The 20,847-nt window shown below is 35.8% G+C and carries 21 protein-coding genes; 1 reads left to right on the forward strand and 20 read right to left on the reverse strand.

The window, feature by feature from the left end; translation table 11 throughout:
* Nucleotides 1-32: 32 nt before the first annotated feature.
* The 4 genes from I5677_RS13040 to rlmD all read right to left on the reverse strand — a co-directional run bounded on the left by I5677_RS13040 (nucleotide 33) and on the right by rlmD (nucleotide 4,504).
* Complete coding sequence (locus I5677_RS13040; protein ID WP_197662069.1) at nucleotides 33-674, reverse strand: HAMP domain-containing protein; 642 nt, start codon at nucleotides 672-674, stop codon at nucleotides 33-35.
* Between the two features lie 283 nt (nucleotides 675-957).
* Complete coding sequence (locus tag I5677_RS13045) at nucleotides 958-1,680, reverse strand: DUF4386 domain-containing protein (protein ID WP_197662070.1); 723 nt, start codon at nucleotides 1,678-1,680, stop codon at nucleotides 958-960.
* The gene (locus I5677_RS13050; protein ID WP_243456601.1) at nucleotides 1,664-2,551 is read right to left on the reverse strand and encodes a helix-turn-helix domain-containing protein; all 888 of its coding nucleotides are present in this window, start codon (nucleotides 2,549-2,551) and stop codon (nucleotides 1,664-1,666) included. Before I5677_RS13050 ends, I5677_RS13045 begins: the two co-directional genes overlap by 17 nt.
* Nucleotides 2,552-2,887: 336 nt before the next feature.
* Nucleotides 2,888-4,504 (reverse strand): 23S rRNA (uracil(1939)-C(5))-methyltransferase RlmD, encoded by a 1,617-nt coding sequence (gene rlmD / locus I5677_RS13055; protein WP_197662072.1) that lies wholly within the window; start codon nucleotides 4,502-4,504, stop codon nucleotides 2,888-2,890.
* A gap of 416 nt (nucleotides 4,505-4,920) precedes the next feature.
* On the opposite strand from rlmD, the gene I5677_RS13060 reads away from it, so the two are divergent.
* On the forward strand, nucleotides 4,921-5,550 hold the full coding sequence (locus I5677_RS13060; RefSeq protein ID WP_197662073.1) for a formate/nitrite transporter family protein: 630 nt from the start codon (nucleotides 4,921-4,923) through the stop codon (nucleotides 5,548-5,550).
* An 86-nt stretch (nucleotides 5,551-5,636) separates the two neighbouring features.
* On the opposite strand, the gene I5677_RS13065 is transcribed toward I5677_RS13060, so the two are convergent.
* The 16 genes from I5677_RS13065 to I5677_RS13130 form a co-directional block, all read right to left on the reverse strand.
* A complete protein-coding gene (locus I5677_RS13065; RefSeq protein WP_197662074.1) occupies nucleotides 5,637-6,422 on the reverse strand; it encodes a hypothetical protein in 786 nt (261 codons plus the stop codon).
* 3 nt (nucleotides 6,423-6,425) lie between these two features.
* A complete protein-coding gene (locus I5677_RS13070; RefSeq protein ID WP_197662075.1) occupies nucleotides 6,426-7,145 on the reverse strand; it encodes an ABC transporter permease in 720 nt (239 codons plus the stop codon).
* Complete coding sequence (locus tag I5677_RS13075) at nucleotides 7,145-8,002, reverse strand: ABC transporter ATP-binding protein (protein WP_197662076.1); 858 nt, start codon at nucleotides 8,000-8,002, stop codon at nucleotides 7,145-7,147. Before I5677_RS13075 ends, I5677_RS13070 begins: the two co-directional genes overlap by 1 nt.
* Nucleotides 8,002-8,643 (reverse strand): TetR/AcrR family transcriptional regulator, encoded by a 642-nt coding sequence (locus I5677_RS13080; protein ID WP_197662077.1) that lies wholly within the window; start codon nucleotides 8,641-8,643, stop codon nucleotides 8,002-8,004. The genes I5677_RS13075 and I5677_RS13080 overlap by 1 nt, the downstream gene beginning before the upstream one ends.
* Before the next feature lie 21 nt (nucleotides 8,644-8,664).
* Entirely contained in the window at nucleotides 8,665-8,790 is a 126-nt protein-coding gene (locus I5677_RS17365) for a hypothetical protein (RefSeq protein WP_279380765.1), read from the reverse strand.
* Between the two features lie 306 nt (nucleotides 8,791-9,096).
* Complete coding sequence (locus tag I5677_RS13085) at nucleotides 9,097-9,951, reverse strand: DUF368 domain-containing protein (RefSeq protein ID WP_197662078.1); 855 nt, start codon at nucleotides 9,949-9,951, stop codon at nucleotides 9,097-9,099.
* A 76-nt stretch (nucleotides 9,952-10,027) separates the two neighbouring features.
* Nucleotides 10,028-11,230: an aldo/keto reductase gene (locus I5677_RS13090; RefSeq protein ID WP_197662079.1), complete on the reverse strand. Its 1,203-nt coding sequence runs from the start codon at nucleotides 11,228-11,230 to the stop codon at nucleotides 10,028-10,030.
* A gap of 257 nt (nucleotides 11,231-11,487) precedes the next feature.
* Nucleotides 11,488-12,513, reverse strand: coding sequence for a threonine aldolase family protein (locus I5677_RS13095; protein ID WP_197662080.1), 1,026 nt, complete (start codon nucleotides 12,511-12,513; stop codon nucleotides 11,488-11,490).
* Between the two features lie 185 nt (nucleotides 12,514-12,698).
* Nucleotides 12,699-13,559, reverse strand: coding sequence for a cell division protein FtsX (locus tag I5677_RS13100; protein ID WP_197662081.1), 861 nt, complete (start codon nucleotides 13,557-13,559; stop codon nucleotides 12,699-12,701).
* 29 nt (nucleotides 13,560-13,588) lie between these two features.
* Entirely contained in the window at nucleotides 13,589-14,263 is a 675-nt protein-coding gene (locus tag I5677_RS13105) for a cell division ATP-binding protein FtsE (RefSeq protein WP_197662082.1), read from the reverse strand.
* 124 nt (nucleotides 14,264-14,387) lie between these two features.
* Entirely contained in the window at nucleotides 14,388-15,527 is a 1,140-nt protein-coding gene (locus I5677_RS13110; protein WP_197662083.1) for a coiled-coil domain-containing protein, read from the reverse strand.
* A gap of 165 nt (nucleotides 15,528-15,692) precedes the next feature.
* Entirely contained in the window at nucleotides 15,693-16,769 is a 1,077-nt protein-coding gene (locus I5677_RS13115) for a GGDEF domain-containing protein (protein ID WP_197662084.1), read from the reverse strand.
* Between the two features lie 483 nt (nucleotides 16,770-17,252).
* Complete coding sequence (locus tag I5677_RS17450; RefSeq protein ID WP_330617924.1) at nucleotides 17,253-17,741, reverse strand: DsrE/DsrF/DrsH-like family protein; 489 nt, start codon at nucleotides 17,739-17,741, stop codon at nucleotides 17,253-17,255.
* A gap of 20 nt (nucleotides 17,742-17,761) precedes the next feature.
* The gene (locus I5677_RS13120; RefSeq protein ID WP_330617925.1) at nucleotides 17,762-19,744 is read right to left on the reverse strand and encodes a CoA-disulfide reductase; all 1,983 of its coding nucleotides are present in this window, start codon (nucleotides 19,742-19,744) and stop codon (nucleotides 17,762-17,764) included.
* A gap of 23 nt (nucleotides 19,745-19,767) precedes the next feature.
* Nucleotides 19,768-20,070, reverse strand: coding sequence for an ArsR/SmtB family transcription factor (locus I5677_RS13125; protein WP_197662085.1), 303 nt, complete (start codon nucleotides 20,068-20,070; stop codon nucleotides 19,768-19,770).
* Nucleotides 20,071-20,257: 187 nt separating this feature from the next.
* On the reverse strand, nucleotides 20,258-20,509 hold the full coding sequence (locus I5677_RS13130) for a YkgJ family cysteine cluster protein (RefSeq protein WP_197662086.1): 252 nt from the start codon (nucleotides 20,507-20,509) through the stop codon (nucleotides 20,258-20,260).
* Nucleotides 20,510-20,847: the final 338 nt, after the last annotated feature.

The raw sequence follows: 20,847 nt of genomic DNA on the forward strand, positions 1-20,847 counted from the left end.
TCTACTTTATGATAAAAATAATTATATCGCTTTTATTTCATTTTGCTGTTCATTTCATGCCCAATGGCTTTGCTTTCTGCAACATCTGATTCACGTTCTACTTGGCTTAAACCATCATTTGCACTTTTAATACTCATTTCTAGTTCCTGCAGAGATTTTAAAATACCTTGAAGATGCTCTACTTGGCTTGTAGCCCCTTCCGCAACTTGTTCCATCGTATTGGCTAGTTCTTGTGAAGTTGATGACATTTCTTTGGATGTTTTAGATAAATTTTTTGCACCCAAATCAACTTCGCTTGATTTAGTGATAACTTCACTAATAATATTAGAGACCTCTGACTGCATTTGGATAAATGCCTTTGCAACAACACCAAATTCATCTTTCTTTTTACTGATCATTTTAGGTACCGGAACACTAAAGTCTCCTTGTGCCAAATTAAGAACATGCTGCTCTACTTCTTTAATTGGCTTAATCAAATATATCCTAATTATATTAAATGAGACTACAATACCAAGAAAAAGAGCCACACCCATTGATAAATATGTAGTAAGTGCCACGATGAGTATCCCATTCAATTTCTTTCTTGTAAGTCCAAGACTTCTAATAATTCCCAGAGATGAAATTCTTTCTCCTGTTATTAACCCAAACCCGGTATAAATGATAAAAATACTCATCACCAAGATACGAATTTGCCTTACGCTAATCTTTTTTATCCTTCTAAATACCTTAATTAATTCCTTTTTCCTTCAATTTACCACATAGAAATATAAAACTCAATTTATTATTCATTTTAATGAATTATAAATTGAGTCAATTTGAAATTATATTATGCTTTTCATAATAATGAATTGGATCCTATTTTAGAATAGAAAAAGTTAAAATCTCTGAAGATAAAATCCCAATAGCAACAATAAATTTTTTCAGACCTTTGTTCATCTACAGATGAACTTGGTGACCTTAACTATGTTTAATAGCCCTAATATTGGCTGCACATACACCCTTAATTAGTAGCCAAAGAATCAATGAAACTTCAGCAACAGTCTCAATTACCGTAAAAAAAGGATCCATTGAAACAGAAACTTCAGGTAATAAATAGAACATTAAAAACTCAACAAGATAACATATACCTGCACTGATTAACATAATACTAATCACTTTGGGCATCATGTTAGATTTTATCATCAGCATGGCTAGTGGCAGAAGCCATAATCCCCAAAACACCATTGCTAAAATCTCCCCACTTTTATGGATATTTAAAAATAACATAACCACGCTTTGAACGGCATTTACATCAAAGGCGGCATGAATTAAACTATCCTCTAGTATTAAAAATGCACCTAATTGGTTCACCCTATTTAGAAAGGCAATGGCTACGCCAACGATAATAAATATAACCATTAATCTTGCTAATCCTCGATTAACTTCCTCAAATAATTGATATAATACATTTGCTAAAAACAAAAAACTTATGTGACCGGCTAAAGCGCATATAAACCCAATATAAAATATGTTCTGGGATGTTGTCATACGTTCAATAGTCAAGCTAACATTCGTCGGTTGATATATAAAGCTATCCACAAATATCATACTAATAGAATAAAATATAGCCATTATTAAGTAAAAAACGCCGGCTTTTCTTGCAATTATCTTTTTAGCTCTTAATTTATTTTCTAAATTCATTGGGGGACACTCCTATCTTCTTTTTAAATAATACGGATAAGTGCTGAGGATATTTAAAACCTAATTCATAAGCAATTGTATTCACTGGTTCACTTGTTCCAAGCAGCATATCTTTAGCTTTTTCAATCAAATAAAAATGAATCTGCTCCTGGGCATTTTTCCCTGTTTCTTGTTTTAATACATCACTAAGATAATTGGCAGAGTAACCTAATTGTTCAGAACAATACCTAACACTTGGCAAGCCAAAATTCTTAGGTTCATCAGAATCAAAATAGCTTTTCAACAACTTTTCAAACCGCTGTACGATATCTTGTGATTCATGCTTTCTTGTTAACATTTGACGCCCATAAAAGCGTTTACAGTAATTCAACAACAATTCAATGTTTGATACAAGGACATCTTGGGTATAGATATCAATATTCTGTTGATACTCAGCACAAATGCTATCCACAACCCCTGATATCACCTCTTTTTCATGATCTGAGATATGTAATGCTTCATAAGACTCATAATAAAAAAATGAATAATCATTAATTTTAGCTCCTAGATTAGTACTTCGAATTAAATCCGGATGAAATATCAAATTCCAACCTTCAAATTCTTTTATTTCTGCTCTACTGATTGGTTCAATTATTTGTCCCGGAGCTAAGCAAATTAATGTCCCTCCTTGAAAATCATACATCTTCCTTCCATACTTTATTTTGCATTCTGAGCCATCTTTTAGACTAATACTGTAAAGATCTACACATATTTTCTCTTTTATTTCCGGAACTATTTTTGCTTCATTCGGTCTTAACAATGTAATAAGTGGATGTTTTAACTGTTCATTTCCAAACAATTCATTAATTTGCGAGACATTTGTAATACGCATCATCTGACACTCCTCTCTAAGGATAGATTACTTATCTCTTATTATAAAGTACTAACTATGAAACATATATAAACAAATCACAGATTGTTGTATATATATTACAGATGTCCTATTTTCAACACCTTCTACTCTCCCTTCACTACATAAAACTCTAATACGTCTATCACAAATTCCACATTTTTTACTTGCTTCTCTTACACTAATATAATTCATATACTTTTCTTCTTCTTTTTTGGGAATATACAAATTAAAAATAGAGATTAGCAAGCTAATCTCCACAAAATTATCTACACATGTCTCGACCTATGATATAGGCAATACCTTGAACCCCATATTCTACATACGTTTCAGAAGACAGCACGTCTCCACATGCTCCGTCCAAGGAAACATATCTACAGGCACTGCTCTTACAGCTTTATATCCTTTTTTTGTGAGATAATTTAAATCCCGTTCCAAAGTTACCGGATTGCAGGATACATATACGACCTTCTCCGGATTTAAGGTACATAAGGAATTTAGAAACTTCTCATCACTTCCTGCTCTAGGAGGGTCTAAGAACACAACGTCTATACTCTCCTTTTGTCCTGCCAGCTGGCTCATGAACTCTCCAGCATCCTGTTGATAAAATTCTACGTTAGTTACTTGATTTCGTCTTGCATTGGTTTTGGCATCCCTTACTGCATCGCCGTTTAACTCTACTCCAATGACCCGCTTTACATGATCGGAAGCTATAATACCAATTGTTCCTATTCCGCAATACGCATCAAGAATTGTTTCTTCACCTGACAATTTAGCAAACTCTATTGCCTTATTATATAGAATATCTGTCTGCACCAGATTTATCTGATAGAAGGATTTTGGTGAAATTCGAAATACCCTACCGCATAGAACATCTTCGATATAGCCTTTGCCGTATATTGTCTGTTCCCTTTCACCCAAAACCATGCTGGTTTTTTTATCATTCACATTTAATACAATGGTTGTAATCTCCGGATGGAGCTTTCGCAAGGCTTTCACAAAATTATTCTTAGACGGGAAGATTGGGGAGGATACAACTAGCACTACCATAATTTCACCGGTTTGAAAGCCGGATCGAACTAGTACATGACGCAGCAAGCCATAACCGGTATCTTCATCATAGGTTTTAATTTTAAATGACTTTAAAAGCCCACGAATTGCTACAATGATTTCATCGGCCTTCTTGTTATGAATGATGCAGCTGTCAATTGCTATTACCCTATGGCTCCCTTCCTGATAGATTCCTGAGATGGGATTTCCTTTTCGATCGTGATCAAATACTGCATGAACCTTATTTCGATAATGATAAGGATCTTTCATACCAATGATAGGTTCTACTTTGCAAAATTTACTTATTAATTGATTCACTTCCGTTTGTTTATTCTTAAGCTGTTCTTCATAGCTTCCCTGTTGTAGTCTGCAACCACCGCAGTTTTTTAGGTATCCACACATCTGTTTTTTGCTAGAAGATACATTACTACTATCTTGCTTCCTTGTAGACTTCGATATCTGACTTCTATTTCCTGCTTTGTATTCAGCACTGTTAGAAGCTCTATAATCTACTCTATTATCTGTTTTGCTTCCTTCTCTGTTTATTATTCTTCTCTCTTCATTTTTATCTGCATCTTTTTTCTGATGATGCTTCTTCTCTTGTTTATGAGATTGCTTATTGTTCCCTGGTCTCCCCATCTTGGCAGTACGGTTATTATTAACTGTTGTTAGCTCCTGATCCAATATATCCTCCAAGGTGCTACGGCTATTTGATTCATTACTATGTTTTGATTTTCGATGTTTTTGTTCGGTTTCTCTTTCATATAACTGTACCAGCTTCTGAGCGGAATGTATGCCTTTCTCTTGACTTTTCTTTTGCGATGACTGCCCGGCTGATAACCCTTTTCTATGGGTCTTTTTATTCTTATCCTGTATCTGTTTCATGTATTCTACTCCTTATCGTGTTAACTCTGATTAATACTTATTGCTTCCGTATTGCTTTAGCAAGTCAGAACCGCAAATGTAGATTTATAAATGTATTTATATAAATAACTGCAATAAGCATTCCATATTAAACGAACTTATATATTTAATTAATGTGACCTTTATAAATTTAGTATATCCTAATCCCATTATAATTCTTTTCTTTTATATACATATTACCATTGATACATTTCCTAATTTTACATGAAGTGCTAAGAAAACACAATTTATTTTTCTATCTTAAAATCCTACTACTGGAATATAAAAAAATCTTTCTACTGGAATATATATTAATCTATACAACTTACAAAAACCATGTTATAATAGCACGTATTGCTTAAAAACAGACACAATTGTATACAAAAGGAGATTTTTTTATGTTTAAGACATTTATCAGAGCAACTATGGCAGGAGTCGCTGTCAGTATAGGAGGAGCAGTTTATCTTTCCGTTGAAAATCAGATTATAGGAGCATTCTTGTTTACGATCGGATTGTTTACCATATATACCTTTGGCTTTGACCTCTACACCGGTAAAGTATGTTACATACCTAATAAGAAATTAAGTTATTTAAATACTGTTTTCACCGTATTTCTTGGTAATGCCTTAGGAACGATAGGAACTGGATATCTGTTTCGTCAAACAAAGCTCATTAAATTATCAAAACACTCTGCAGAAATTGTTAATAATAAGCTTTCAGACGGACTTTTCAGCGCGTTTATTATGGGTTTTTTCTGCGGAATACTAATGTGCGTTGCGGTAATGGGTTATTTAACGATAAAAGACAGCCTTGGTAAATATCTTGCAATGTTCCTTCCAATCATGGTTTTTGTATTAATCGGCTTCGAACATAGTATTGCCAACATGTTTTATTATTCCATAGCAGATATGTGGACTATAAAGTCTTTCGCTTATCTTATTATCATAGCTTTTGGTAATATGATGGGCGGTGCTTCCATCCCCTTTGCAAAAAAGATAATGGATAAAGAAGCAATCGGCTGCAATTAAAGTTAAAAAGAGCGTTATACAATCTTATAAAATATAAGATGTATAACGCTCTTTTTATGCATCCTTAGCCTGATAATCTTCTATTCCTAATACTGTACCTTTTTTAAGAAGAAGCGATAGGCCACAATTAAAATGAATATATTATATGCTGCTCCTATCAATAGATACAGCGGATAATTAAGATTCGCACTGTTTTCAATCGGAAACAGCTTAAGCAACAGACCTTTCACAGCCCAGAAGTTAGGGAAAATACCGAGAATATATTGCAATCCTCCCTCAAAAGTATCCAATATCATTAAGATCGGAATCATAGCTACCATACCGGTACCCTTAATAAAAGCAAAGCCCTCAATCTTATTCTTGGCAAAGGCCGATTGGACTAGTGCCAAGGCCGGTGTGAACAGTGCACCCACTAAAGCAAAACCTATAATATGAACTATACCAATCCGGTCAAAAAGTGATACCCCCTGAATGGCATATCGATTGCCTGCAATTAGTTTCGTACCCAGTAATACAACGATTGTACTAATCACCGTCATGATGTAGATATAAGTCATCTTAAACTTTATATATCCGGAGGCTCCAACCGGTGTTACGGCTACAGTATTAAGTGTATTCTCATCCTTATTATCCAGTAGTAAGAAGGTTGCCATAGCTGCTAGAAAGAAGCTTCCAAAGATCAGTACCACGATCAATAGGATCAACATGGTAACCTCCAACCCCTGACCCTCCTCCATGGTTTCAAATATCATCGGAAATACATAGGAAGCTAGAAGAAGAATGATGATCGGAAACATACACATATATAGATTTATGGTATCCCGTAGTATGGTCTTAGCTTCGTATCTTAGTAAAGACAGATATTTTTTCATATATTACCCCCTTACCGCATTGCTCTTAAACTTCGAGTATACGAAATACCGAAATAGTACAATGCTTAAAAACACGAGATACAGGCATCCAATTAAAACTTTTAACGCATCATAATCCGAAGACACCGCAAAGGTTATGAGACTGCTGGCTGCATGGGAGGGCGAGAACATCAGTAGCCATTCATATTCTTTCTCAATGATACCAAATGTAAACAACATAGAAGGAAGCTGAAATGGTAGAATATAGGCCATCAGCAAGCCCAGGGATGAGGTAAAATCCTTACTGTTCAGTGCAAGAATAAATGCTATGGCTGCATGAGCTACTCCGGCTATGATGATAAATATTAATAAAACCATGTAGTTAAAGGTAACCCCGTGAATAAAATACAAAGCGGCAGAAGTTACGATTGCCGATTCTAATCCCAAAACCATAGAGGAAAGAACCTTAGCCAGTAAAATATCCCCCATGGATACAGGCATCATCATCATAGATTTAATGGTACCCTCCTGTTTTTCAAAATGATGGGATGCCCCTATTAATATAATTGACATCATGGATACATCCACAAAAATTAATAACGGAGCAATGTTTCGTGCTTCCTCTTCGGACAGGAATAAAAAGATAATAATCCATATGATTGCTGTAACGAGGCTGATGGGAAGTATCTTATAGTTAATCAGTCTATGCAATTCACCCAAAACCAGCTTTTTTAGGTTTCTCATTACAGAACACCTCCTGTCACCTTAATGAAAATATCTTCCATCGAGGTTTCACCGCTATGGATGGTTTCAATCTCCTTAGTTCTTAAGATGTTCTGGAACTCCTCATTCAGGCCTATGCCTTCCAGTGGAAATATTCTATCAAGGGTTGCTCCCTCTTCCTTATATTCGATTTTTACTTCCCGTTTACCATACTTTAGTTTCAGATCCCGGGGCGTAGAGATCTCATATAGCTTGCCATTCACACAAAAGGCGATTCGGTCACATAATTGTTCCACATCATTCATCAAATGGGTTGTAAGAAATACGGTACCGCCTCGGTTACGGTAATCTGAGATAATGTCTTTTAATATTCTGGCATTTTTAGGATCCAGACCGTTGGTTACCTCATCGAGAAAGAGTACTTTGGGATTATTTAACATCGCTCGGACAAAGTTTAGACGAACCTTCATACCCTTAGAATAATCCCCAACTTTGACATTACGGTGCTCCCATAGGCCAACCTGTTCCATTAGCTCCTGAACATTAGCCGTCTGCTTATAAAATCCAGAAAAGAACTTCATATTTTCCATAGCTGTCATCTTAGAAAAATGTACCGGCATCTCAAAGCCTACACCAACCTCTTCGTAAAAAGATTTACCTATGGATTTTAAATCCTTTCCAAAATAGCTAATTTCACCTGAATAATCCTCTAACAACTTTATTAAAATTTTCTGCGTGGTGGATTTACCTGCTCCGGATGGTCCTAAAAGTCCAAAAATCTCTCCTTCCATCACATCAAAGGAAACACCTTTAATAGTATCCTCCTTAGAACTTTTATATTTAAAACGTAAATCCTTTACCTGAAAAGCATTACTCATTACGAATCCTCCTTTTTTGCTGCAATTCCGTATTGCATCATTGTAACCATCTGATCTATTGCCTCGATTGCCTGTTCCGGAGTAACCTGCTGCGGAAGTAGCTTATGAACATTGGAGAACATAATTTCCAAGATCTTAACAATAAACTCAGGTGAGTATTTTTTGTCGATTTGACCGGATTCTATTGCTGAGCATATGAGCTTATGAAACCATGCTCCATAATTGTATGGAAAATACTGTATCAGCTGCTCAGTCAGCTCTTTCCCCGCTTCCATATTGCGGTTAAACAGATGATGTAATCGTTCATCTGCAAACATGAAATCCGATGTACCTCTAATTACATCCCTTACAGTGTCAAAGAAGTCACCGCTATCTTCCCGTTTTTGCAAAAACGGAACAAAGAATGATACCTTCTTTTTTATGATGATATCCATTAAGGCCAGATAAAGTCCGAATTTATCGCCAAAGTGATGATAAAGGCTTCCTTTACTCATATCAGCTTTCTTTAAAATATCATTTAAAGAAGCATCCTCGAATTTTTTCTGTGAGAACTCATCAATGGCTGCTTCGAGTAGTTGAGGGTAACGCAATAGTGGGTTACCCTCTCCAATCAGTCCATGGTAATCAAAATTTTTCTTCAAGTATTACACCTACCCTAACCATTAATCTTCATCCGTGAATTTTTTTTTGGCTTCCTTGCTTTGCTTCATCTTCTTAAAGATTGCAAGCTTGATTGCTCCCAAAGCAACAACACCTACTCCAATTAGTACCCATGTCCACCATTCCATACAAATCCTCCTTTCATGATAACCACAAAATGCATATAAAATATAAAATTCATCTATTTAATGCTACTAGACTAGGTGGTCTAAACTACCTGGTCTAATAATAACATATACTTATTTCTATGTCAATATATAACAAAAAATATTAGATTAAAATTCAATTAGAAGACCCGTTGTTATTCGTGGTACACCTACAGATAAAAGGCGCTGATGCAAATTATTGCTTAATAATCTACATCAGCACCTTAATATAATTTAGATGTTTTCTATCACTATATGTTAACCATCTTGCTTTATCATTTAATTTTCTTATTCATCACCTAACAGCATTGAAGTTGCAAACCCTATACAGAACAACACTATTGTAACGATAACAGAAATGATGCTTACAGAACTTATTCCAATCTTATATATAATCGCAATCGGTGACCCAAAAATCAGTCCAAGAATTGCACAGTAAGTAATTCCCGGAACCTTTTTAAATAACATCTCTATCAGCTTAGCGATTACTCCTATCCCCAGGAGCAATCCGATACCGAAGGGAAACAATACGCCGAAGCCATGCATCAGAGCGGGTAGATCAAAATCAGTAAGGGCACTGATAAAATTGCTGATATTACTGATGATAATCCCATAAAAGCCTAATATCATCATTACCAAAGATCCACTAACTCCGGGGATAATCATAGTTGCAGAAGCTATCATACCAACAAAAAACAACTGAATTATCGCTCCGATATTAATTGTGATATCCGTTGCAGCACCTTCATTACCATTTAAGAAGGCCATTCCTGTAACTAAAAGAAAGAATAACAAAAAAGCTGTAATATTAGGAAGATTTAACCTTGTTCCCTTCATTTTATTCGTAATAACCGGAATACCTCCGATAATTAAACCAATAAACAATCCGCTGGTTTGCATGGGATAATTACTTAATGCTCCTTTTACGATAAAGGAAAGGATACCAATACCGGCTACTGCTCCAATTCCATAGGGTAAAAGTGTAATTACGCTTAACTTAAAATTTTTTCGTATACCGGTAATAGACATGATAATCTTATCATATACACCCATGGAAACAGCCATGGTACCTCCGCTAACTCCGGGTATAATATTAGCTATACCGATTAAAATCCCTTTTAAAAACTCTTTGATCAGTCTCATTTCGTTTCCTCTCCGATTTAGTTCTATTTGATTCATTCTATTATATCTCATTCGTACATAGCGCATTTATAAAAAATTATGCCTTAAATTTTCTCAGTTTCAGGTATGTTCTTGCTCCTTTTACTATTGTTTTAAATAATACGCCTTCCATTTCCTTTCGAACTACCTTTAATTCCTTACGAATTTCTATATTCTGAGGACAATGACGTTCACATTTTCCACACTCTGTACATACAGAAGCAAATGCCGGTTGCTTCGATAAGACGCCTAAGGTCTGTAGATATTTAAAGCGAGCATTCTTATCCTCTAGTAGGTACTTACTGTTATATGCCGCAAAGCAGCCCGGTATATCAACGCCATACGGACAGGGCATACAGTAACCACAGGCGGTACAGGGTACCTTCGTCTTCTCATGCATAATAGTCTTAACCTGATCAAATATATGAAGTTCTTCCTCTGATAGAGAATTCGGTGGGGCATCCTTCGCGACACAAATATTTTCTTCAACCTGTGCTTCATCACTCATTCCGGATAGTATCACATGTACCTCAGGATGATTCCAGATCCATCTGAGCGCCCACTCAGCCGGGGATCTGTCCTTATCATAATGCTGAAAGGTTTTTAATACCTCCTTTGGCAGATTATTCACCAATCTCCCACCCCGAAGGGGTTCCATAACGATGACCGGTATTCCTAAGGAATGTGCCAGCATAAGTCCTGATTTTGTTGCTTGGTTATTCTCATCCAAGTAATTATATTGTATCTGGCAAAAATCCCAGGGATATGCCGTTACTATTTGCTCAAAGTCATTTTTACTTCCATGAAAAGAAAATCCGATGTTTTTAATGGTTCCTGCTTCTTTCAGCTCTTCCATCCATTTTAATACGCCCATATCTACCATGCGATCATAGGAAGGTTTATCCGTAAGCATATGGAGAAGATAATAGTCAATATAATCAGTCTGAAGTCTTGACAATTGAGTATCAAAAATCTTTTTTGCTCCCTCCAGCTTACTAAGCATAAAGGGCGGAAGCTTTGTAGCAATTTTAACTCTTTCACGATAGCCATCCCTTAAGGCTTTCCCCAGAAGGCTTTCACTCTTCCCTCCATGATAAAAGTAAGCCGTGTCAAAATAATTAACACCTTTCTCTATGGAATTACGTATCATGGCAATGGATCTTGTTTCATCGATACCGGTACCCTTCATAGGAAAGCGCATACATCCAAAGCCTAAGATGGATAATTGGTCTCCGTTTTTGTGATTATCACGTGTCATCATGATTTATATCCCCCTGTTAATTCTGTAATAAGAAATATCTACTCATAACTTCTATAACAGAACATTAATTTACCAAATCAACACTATTCTTTATGAAATTCTGTCACAAATTTCGTTCTTAATTTGGTTTTTGGTGTTTCATGTTAGATTTTTTCACTATATTTCATCTTTAGATGCATTGTATCTTCTAAATCATTTAAAATTTTATTTTGAAAATATATTATCTTATGAATCATGTCAAACTTCTCATTTTATAATTATGAGATGCTTTTTAGGAATTCGCAAAATGCAGCAACACTATCCTCCGTAGTAGCCCAAGAGGTAACCAGACGCACTATACTACTGTTGTTATCCGCTTTTTCCATCACTATGAATTGAAAATGATCTGTTAATTTATTCAATATTTCATCCGGGATGATAGGAAATAGTTGATTCGTACAGGTTGGAGCGAAGAAGGTATACCCGCATTCTATTAGAGCCTTAGCCAGTTTTTCTGCCATTTTATTAGCGTGGCTTCCAAGCTCAAAATATAAATCATCCTGAAACAAAGCCTCAAACTGCATTCCGATGACAAAGCCCTTAGCAAGCATGGCACCTCTTTGCTTAATGAGATATCGAAAATCTTCTTTAAGTTCATCCTTACAGATAACCAAAGCCTCTCCAAGAAGCGCACCATTTTTGGTCCCTCCGATATAAAACACATCAACAAGACGAGCCATGTCTTGTATAGCAAGATCATTCCTTTCACAGGTTAACGCAGATGCCAGTCTTGCTCCGTCTAAAAATAAAAGAAGGTTATTCATCTTACATATATCATGAATCGCTTCCAGTTCCGCCTTTTTATAAATAGTTCCCAACTCTGTTGAATTGGAGATATATACCATCTTAGGCTTCACCATATGCTCATCTTTATGATAATCCAGTGCTTTTTGTATATCTGCAGGAGTAAGTTTCCCCCCAGTAGCCGGAACGGCTACGACCTTATGACCTGTGGCTTCAATCGCTCCGGTCTCATGAACATTAATATGTCCTGTATCTGCTGCGATCACACATTCATGGGGTCTTAAAAATGCAGATATTACAATTAGATTCGTTTGTGTTCCTCCGGGAATGAAATGGATATCAACATTTTCTCTATTTAGATGTTTTTTTATATATTCCTTTGCTCTTTTAGAATAAACATCATCTCCATATCCTGTATTCTGTTCATAACTGTTTTCCATCAGTAGCTTTAATATTCTTGGGTGTGCCCCTTCACTATAGTCATTCACAAAGCTGTACATTAGATTCCTCCATTTTTATTCTGCAATGTATTTGATGCATTCTCTTAAAAAAATAATTATTATTTATAATCAAATTATATATTTATTAACTTAATATATACCTATATACCTTTAGGCAGGTATTAAATAAGACTTAGCTTATGGTACGCAGATCAAAAATCCACTTTGTATTTTAGCATATTAAATCATCCTGAAACCTTTTTGACAGATGATAGCCCGAATAAACTGCCGCTAATACCAAGGAAAGCACTTACAGTCGGTATCCATAGAATGATTCCGGATGTCAGTTCATTCTTGGATGGCAGGGGAAGAAATGGAAGTAATCCGTTCATCTCACCATAGGCTCCGTCAATGAAAAATACTAATAAACCGGAAGCTATTAATCCCCCTGTCAGTGTTAATAATAAGCCTACAGTAACAAACGGAAAACCGATAAAAGCATTCGGAGCTCCCAGAAGCTTCATGGTATGAATCTGTTCCCTGTTATGATAAATTCCCTGTCTTATTAGATGGGACAGAATAATCAGAGTCGTGATACTTACTGCCAAAAAGATAAAATATCCTAATATCTTTAACCCCTGGGTGATCCCTCTCATCTGCTCCAACACCTCTATGTTATCCCTAACATAATCAATTCCTTCTAAGGCATTTACCTTTTCTATGACGGTGTCCATTGCTTCCATATGTATTCTTATTTCTATAAAAGCTTCAAAGGGATTATTCTCAAAGAGTTCTAGGATACCGGCTTCCTCTCCCAAAACCTTCTCCATTCTGCCATAGGCCTGTGTCGCATTAATATAAAAGGCATCCCGAACCCCCTCCAGTTCTTTTATTCTGCTTACTAAGTCCTCAGCTTTCTCCATATCGGTAAGATCTGTAAAATATGCACTGATCTGAGCTTCTTCTGATAGCAGCATTACAATTCGGTTGCCTATAGTTCCTCCGGTAATTACCAATCCAAATAAAAATAAAATCAAACCCGTACCAACCAGTGAAAACAGATTGGAAAGGAGATTCATACGTAACATTCGAAATGTTTCTTTCACGAAATATCCTAGATTATAAAAGAAGCTCCTCACTCTTTTCCCCTCCGTTCTATGGAGACACTTCCTTTGTTTACATATAGAAAGGTTGCATCCTTCTCATCTTCAATTAAATGTGTTGCATGGGTTGTAATAATAACCGCTGTCTGATCACTTCGAAATGACTTCAATAGTTCCAAGATCTTAACCGCATTGTCATGATCCAAATTTCCTGTGGGCTCATCAGCTAAAATCAGATGAGGCTTTCTGGCTACAGCCCGGGCAATCGCTACTCTTTGTGCTTCTCCCCAGGATAGTTTCTCAACTGGAGATAATTTCTTATGAGCAAGGCCTACCCGATCTAAGGCAGTAGTTGCATACTCCTTCATTTTTCTTGGTGACATCCCAAGAAATCGCATGCCAATGTATACATTCTCTAAGGCTGTTCTGCCTTCGATTAGTTTAAATTCCTGAAAGACAGGGCCGATTTTTCTTCTTATTCTACTTATCTTTCCTGATCTGCCTTTTTTCATAGGCTGACCTAATACCTTTAAGGTTCCTGCAGTAGGATATTCCATTCCCATAAGCAGCTTAAGTAAACTGGTTTTGCCGGAGCCGCTGGGGCCTGTGATAAATACCAGTTCACCGGGATTGATCTTTACATCAACCTCATTCAAAGCCAAGGTATTGTCTGCATAACGCAAAGAAACTTTATTTGCCTCTATCATATTGACCCTCCATGTTACTGCATTCTGTAGATGAAACCGGAAGAAACACACTCTTTGAATTTCCTTTTTTTCTTTAATGTGTACATTCATCTGTTATGTAGATGATTTTTACCATTCCCGTATACTAAAAGATACGCAGACTTGTTTTTAATATAAATTCAAGATACCCATCTACGGTTTTCACAGTATCCAGATTAATATCAATTAGAACCATATCCCCTACAATTGTTTCAAAATCAATCAAAAGCGGACCTTGCTTAAACAATTCATCAATAGAAGCCTGTTCCAAGGGCATTTGATAAAAACTTCCACTTTCCACCTCGAAAACCAGTGTACTTTTTCCTACGATAGAAAATTTTCCTTTCAGGATCAGATTTTTCTCAGGTACTTCAAGCAATACCTTATCTGTGTCAAAATGAAATACAATTTCAGGAAGTGTGGAGTGTTCTTTAAGGATAGTATTAAAGGTATCCTCATGTAATGCTCCCTTAATGGATAAAAATTGAAAGCTGATATTCATATCCTCCATAGTAAAATGGCCTTCCCCAATAATTCGGGTGAATTCACCTACGATCTCGGAAAATATTATTTTTAAATCGTCCCACATCAGCTCTAAATTAGATAGATGTTCTGAATAACGTTCCTTTTCCTCTTCCAGTCTTTCCAGATATATCTCTTGTTCCTTTCTTAGCCTTTGCTTATTGGCAATTGGTTCTTTGAGCTCTTCTTTCTTCACTTCTAATTGCTGCATATTATAGGTAAGCTTCTCTTTTTCCTCAGTTAAAATCAGTTTTCCTTCATCAATGGAAGCCAGCAGCTCATCCAAATTATGTGATATGTCTTTCATTAGATTTATATTCATTAAAAATGTAGTAAAATCTTTTGAACTTAATAACATTTCGAAATATGAAGCCGGACCACCCTTTTGATAGCTAATCAAAACTTTTTCCAGTACTGATAACTGATGATCAAATTCCTCCTGCTTATCATTGATTTTACGCTCCAGTTCTTGTATCTGAGCTTCCAGAGTTTTGATTTCATCGGTAAGTCTTAATTCCTCCCGTTCCATCTCTTCTATTTCCTGAGTAAGGGCAAATAATGTTTTTAAAACCTCCTGTTCCTCCTCCGATATATCCATTAATTTTTCCTGGGTTTGAGTAATTGGTGCTACTTCACCGGATGCTTGGTTAGGAAAAATCAAAATTATAAGGCTAAACATTGATAAATAAATGAAACATTTTTTTAATTTCTTATTATGTAACATAAACTCCCCCCAAACAAGCTATGGCTATCAATAAATCTACATAAGATCAGTTATAGTATAATATAAATAAAGTCCGTCGTAAATACTGGGATTACCACTTTTACTCTAATCGGTACCCCTTATCTTTACGACGGCTTTTATTAATAACAGGTGTTTGGTTAATCTTTATTCGCGATAGAATCGAATATTGTTCTTACCACTTTTTTTTGCTTGATACAAAGCGATATCAGCATTTATCAGTAATTTGGTAGTATCACATCCATCCTTCGGAAACTTGGCTATTCCAAAACTAGCTTTTATATAAAATTCATGCTGTTCAATGACAATCGGCTCTTCTAATGCCTTTTTAAAGCTTTCCGTATATTCGAAAAGTTCCCTATCAACTAATTCACGACGAATAATCAGAGCAAATTCATCTCCGCCCAAACGGCCTAACATATCCATTCTATGTAGCTTGTCTTTCCATCTACAAATAACTTTTTGTAGAACGATATCACCTACATTATGTCCCATGGTATCATTTATTTTTTTGAAATCATCTAAGTCTATATATACAAAGATAAAATTCATCTTATTTGCAAGCGGTGGCTGTGTAAGAAAATCCAACTGATCGATCGTCATTTTACGGTTCGGTATATCTGTAAGTGAATCGTAATAAGCGATATGTTGTAATCTTTCTTCATTTTCTTTCATAATACGGTTATAAATTCTAAGCTGATCATTCTGTTGTTTAAGTTGTTTATTATTAATTAAATCCTTTTCATATAACTTTTTTATTTCTTCCTTTTGCTTAGTCACTTCATGGATCCTGTAATTTAATTTTATCCAGTAACGCTTTATTATCATTATAATGAATATAGCACTTACTGGTACAACAATACCCGGGATTGCATCTGTATTGCCTTCGAAAACAAATGCTCTGATTGCACCAAAGGAAGCTAATAAACATAGAGAGAATGCAACAGCGAAACTATTCTTAATGGGATTTAATACAATCCATATGGCTAACATTACCTGAATCTGAGCTAATACTCCATTAAGAACACTTCGATAAAAGTATAGTCCAAATACTTTCACCCAGATTCCTTTCACATTAGCTAAGCGCACGATAAGAATCATCATGATAAGATATAAACTAACGGCAAGAATCAGATTAATCCTGTGTATGACAATTCTGCTTTTCATACCTATCTGCTCATTGTTCTCATTATTTACGTTTTTCTTTCTAACTTCTACTCTCATTATTTATCCTTTGTACGAATCCATATTAGATTTTTACCAACGCAAACTTATAGTCCGGATATTAACATAATCCTCGTGTATTATCCATATAGTGTTTTACTAGACTTTTACTTATATATACATTTTAATCCATTTTATATATGGTAATTATAACAAAAGAGCTGACACAAAACAATAGATAAATATTGTGTTTCCAGATAAATATCTCCTGGATGTTTTGTGTACAGCTCTTTTCATATTCATTTTATTATAGACAACAATCCAAAGGTTTGTAGCATAAAAAATTTAAGAAAGTATTGCTTACCTCACAGCCTATAAATAATGCAACAGGCCCTTTTAGTTCCGCATAACACGCGGTCTAAGCACCAATGACATCATAACAGTTGCTCACTAAACTATAGTTGCATCATTCTGAATAAAGAATGTGCAAGTTCAAATTTACAAATCCAAGTATGAATAAAGGCTTATGACATCCCAATCCTACTATATAAATAAATTTACGTTTGAATCCTCCGCCTCACTCAGATAATAGCCTACACCGCCTATTTTAACACCATCAATCAACTCTTCTTTCCGAAATCCCATTACATCCATGGACATCTGACAGGCAACAATTTCAATTCCACTATTGATTGCTGCCATAATTAATTCTTCCAGAGAGGATACATTTTTATTCTTCATCACTTTACGTATCATTGGAGCGCCCATACCCATCATATTCATATTAGATAGCTTGAGTTTTTTACTGCCTCTTGGCATCATCATACCAAACATTTTATCCATGAAGCCTTTCTGGACTTTTACTTTATCAGGCTTTCGTAAAATATTGAGTCCCCAGAAGGTAAAGAACATCGTAACCTTTTTTCCCATAGATGCTGCACCATTGGCAATAATGAAGGATGCTATAGCACGATCCAAATCTCCGCTGAATACTACCATGGTCTTATTATCTTTGGTTTCAAATGTGTGCATATTCTGATTAAGTGAATCATTCATTCGTTTTTTTTTATAAAAGCGGTGATATTCCCCCCTGATTTTTCTAAATCCATCAACTCACTATTCGTTCTCTTGCACCAGGCCTTGATGTCTTCATAAAAACCCGGATCAGAGGCTGATACCTTTAATATCTGACCTTCTTTTAAATCATTCATGGCTGATTTAACCTGCATAAGAGGTCCAGGACAACACAATCCGCAAGCATCTAACGTCATATCATATTTTCCTGTCCCATCTGCATCTTCTTTGACAGCCTGAGTATCCGGATCAATCACAACTCTTTTATCACCATTATTTTTATCACCGGGATCACTGGTTTTAATATGATTGTTTGAGTCCAATTGCAGATACATTGCTGATTTATATCCACCGGTCACATTTTTCACCTGATATCCATTCTGGGTTAAAATTCTGTCAGCTACATATCCACGCAAGCCTACCTGGCAATATTCCACAATCAGCTTATCTTTATCAAGCTCGTTAAGTCTGTCTCTTAAACTGTCTACCGGTATATTAATTGCACCTTCGACGTGTCCGTTTTCATATTCCTCCTCTGTACGGACATCCAGCAGGATATAATCCTCTTTCGGCATCTGTTCAATTTCTAACCATGTTGTCATATGGGATCTTCCTGCCAGAATGTTTTGTGCCACAAAACCTGCCATGTTAACCGGATCTTTCGCTGAGGAGAATGGAGGTGCATAGGAAAGTTCCAATTCAGTTAAATCATCTACCGTACCATTCAATCGAATTACCGTTGCTATAACATCAATTCTTTTATCTACTCCATCATAACCAATTCCCTGAGCTCCTAATACTTTGCCATCTTCTGCAAAAATTAATTTTAAGGTCATTGGTACAGCTCCTGGGTAATAAGATGCATGGGATACCGGGTGTACGAACGCTACTTTATATGCTATATTTGCTCTTTGCAGTGTTCTTTCATTCGCTCCGGTACTAGCCGCAGTTAAACCAAATACTTTAATAATCGAAGTACCCTGAGAACCCTCAAATCTCACATCCAAACCGGCAATATTATCCGCTGCTATTCTGCCTTGCTTGTTAGCGGGTCCTGCTAAAGGGATTGCTGTTTTCATTTTAGTTACATATTCAACAACTTCAATCGCATCACCAACAGCATAGACACCGTCCGCACCGGTTTCCATCTTATCATTCACAACAATATGACCTTTAGGACCAAATTCAATTCCACTTTCTTTTAAGAAACCGGTATCCGGAGCAACACCGATCGCTAGTATAATCATATCCGTCTCTAGTTTCGTATCGCTGTTTAAGGTAACCTCAACCTGATTTCCGATTTCTTTAAAAGATTTTACTCCGTCATTAAGGATTAGTTTAATTCCATATTCCGTTAATTCCTTCTCTGCAATTACTACCATATCAGAATCAAACGGGGCCAAAATATGAGGAGCTGCTTCCACCAAAGTTACATCCAGCCCTCTTTCTTTCAGGTTTTCTGCCATCTCTACTCCTACATATCCACCACCGATGACAACTGCTTTATTAATTCCTTTTTTATCAACATAGCTCTTTATTGAATCCGTATCAGGGATATTTCTTAAGGTGAATATCTTATCACTTTCAATCCCCGGAATGTTCGGCCTTAATGCTTTTGCTCCCGGTGATAAAATTAGATAGTCATATGTTTCTTCATAAACTCCTTTTGATTTACTGTTAACAGTAACCTTTTTATTCGCAGTATCCACCTTTGTAACTTCGCTGTTAATTCGTACGTCAATCTTGAATCTGGCATACATTGACTCCGGTGTCTGAACTAATAATCTATCCCTTTCCTTAATTGTTTCCCCAATATAATAAGGCAAGCCACAGTTAGCAAAGGAAATATACTCATCCCTTTCAAACATAATTATTTGGGCATTCTCATCCAATCTTCTCAATCTTGCGGCAGCAGATGCTCCACCCGCTACACCACCTACAATTAGAACTTTTTTACTCATTGTAATCCTCCATTCAAAATTAGTCAGTCTACTTCGTTTATATTGCTATTGTTAAAAAGTATATTAACAATATCGAAAGCCTTTTCATTACATACCTGATAATAGATCTCCAAGCCCTCTCTTCTGCCTTCAATAATTCCGGCAGATTTCAGCTTCTGCAAATGTTGTGATACTGTGGACTGAGGTGCATCCAAACAGGATTGCATATAGGATACATTACACTCTCCCTTCATAATTAAGCCTCTGACAATGCAGAGTCTTACCGGATGAGCCAAAACCTTTAACAGTTCCGCCAAATCCGAATATTCTTTATGAACCTTCTCCATATTTTACCCGCCTTCCGTATTTTGCTTATTATGCAAGATATTATTACATATAAACTCACACATTATAATATTGCTTTCTTTACACTGATATATCATAATATTCATATATTACGATATACAGATTATATTGTCAAGAATTTATAATAGGTTACTCTACGGCTTGGTAGGGACTTATTAAGAATAAAAATTATTTCGTTACTCTCTCCAGTTCTTCAAGATACTGCATAGCCTCCTGCAAGTTTTCCCCACACATCTCGATGGAAGGTTTCAGACTTATGCAAACTGCAGGTCTTTCTTTTGTCCCGAATAGCATACACTTGTTATCTGCTGTTAATTGAACGCATCTAACACCTGCCGGTTTTCCATCTGGCATTCCTGGTATCTTTGACGATATTGATGGTGCAATACAGCATGCTGCACATCCAATTCTACATTCCATATAATGTTGTTCTCTCATTCTCTCTATTATGGTTTATATTATACTTAATTCTTCAATATATTTACAGTGATAAAATCACACATAGATATAATCATAACGATGTAATATGATAACTAAAACGGAGATTTTCTATACCATTTAATCCACTGTTCATTCTTCTGATAATAATAAGAAAAAGATAATAGAAAGGGACCAAAAAGAATTAACAGCAATCGTTAAGGTGATATCCTCCTTAAGTATTAAAGTATCTTCTATTGGTCCCATTCTATAATATCTATCTAAAAATATTTAACAAGCTATCCAATTTCATAAGTTTCTTCATAACAGGCCCTCCTTAG

The sequence above is a fragment of the Mobilitalea sibirica genome (assembly GCF_015999265.1).
In the GTDB taxonomy this organism is placed as follows: Bacteria; Bacillota; Clostridia; order Lachnospirales; family Lachnospiraceae; genus Mobilitalea; species Mobilitalea sibirica.

What these genes read in the sequence shown, in the direction of transcription:
- I5677_RS13115 (WP_197662084.1), bottom strand. Translation starts at nt 16,769, where the DNA reads ATGAGAGTAGAAGTTAGAAAGAAAAACGTAAATAATGAGAACAATGAG.
- I5677_RS13110 (WP_197662083.1), bottom strand. Translation starts at nt 15,527, where the DNA reads ATGTTACATAATAAGAAATTAAAAAAATGTTTCATTTATTTATCAATG.
- I5677_RS13120 (WP_330617925.1), bottom strand. Translation starts at nt 19,744, where the DNA reads ATGAGTAAAAAAGTTCTAATTGTAGGTGGTGTAGCGGGTGGAGCATCT.
- I5677_RS13075 (WP_197662076.1), bottom strand. Translation starts at nt 8,002, where the DNA reads ATGAGTAATGCTTTTCAGGTAAAGGATTTACGTTTTAAATATAAAAGT.
- I5677_RS13090 (WP_197662079.1), bottom strand. Translation starts at nt 11,230, where the DNA reads ATGATGACACGTGATAATCACAAAAACGGAGACCAATTATCCATCTTA.
- I5677_RS13105 (WP_197662082.1), bottom strand. Translation starts at nt 14,263, where the DNA reads ATGATAGAGGCAAATAAAGTTTCTTTGCGTTATGCAGACAATACCTTG.
- I5677_RS13085 (WP_197662078.1), bottom strand. Translation starts at nt 9,951, where the DNA reads ATGAGACTGATCAAAGAGTTTTTAAAAGGGATTTTAATCGGTATAGCT.
- I5677_RS17365 (WP_279380765.1), bottom strand. Translation starts at nt 8,790, where the DNA reads ATGGAATGGTGGACATGGGTACTAATTGGAGTAGGTGTTGTTGCTTTG.
- I5677_RS13095 (WP_197662080.1), bottom strand. Translation starts at nt 12,513, where the DNA reads ATGTACAGCTTTGTGAATGACTATAGTGAAGGGGCACACCCAAGAATA.
- I5677_RS13060 (WP_197662073.1), top strand. Translation starts at nt 4,921, where the DNA reads ATGTTTAAGACATTTATCAGAGCAACTATGGCAGGAGTCGCTGTCAGT.
- I5677_RS13125 (WP_197662085.1), bottom strand. Translation starts at nt 20,070, where the DNA reads ATGGAGAAGGTTCATAAAGAATATTCGGATTTGGCGGAACTGTTAAAG.
- I5677_RS13070 (WP_197662075.1), bottom strand. Translation starts at nt 7,145, where the DNA reads ATGAGAAACCTAAAAAAGCTGGTTTTGGGTGAATTGCATAGACTGATT.
- I5677_RS13065 (WP_197662074.1), bottom strand. Translation starts at nt 6,422, where the DNA reads ATGAAAAAATATCTGTCTTTACTAAGATACGAAGCTAAGACCATACTA.
- I5677_RS13130 (WP_197662086.1), bottom strand. Translation starts at nt 20,509, where the DNA reads ATGGAATGTAGAATTGGATGTGCAGCATGCTGTATTGCACCATCAATA.
- I5677_RS13050 (WP_243456601.1), bottom strand. Translation starts at nt 2,551, where the DNA reads ATGCGTATTACAAATGTCTCGCAAATTAATGAATTGTTTGGAAATGAA.
- I5677_RS13040 (WP_197662069.1), bottom strand. Translation starts at nt 674, where the DNA reads ATGAGTATTTTTATCATTTATACCGGGTTTGGGTTAATAACAGGAGAA.
- I5677_RS13045 (WP_197662070.1), bottom strand. Translation starts at nt 1,680, where the DNA reads ATGAATTTAGAAAATAAATTAAGAGCTAAAAAGATAATTGCAAGAAAA.
- rlmD (WP_197662072.1), bottom strand. Translation starts at nt 4,504, where the DNA reads ATGAAACAGATACAGGATAAGAATAAAAAGACCCATAGAAAAGGGTTA.
- I5677_RS17450 (WP_330617924.1), bottom strand. Translation starts at nt 17,741, where the DNA reads ATGCACACATTTGAAACCAAAGATAATAAGACCATGGTAGTATTCAGC.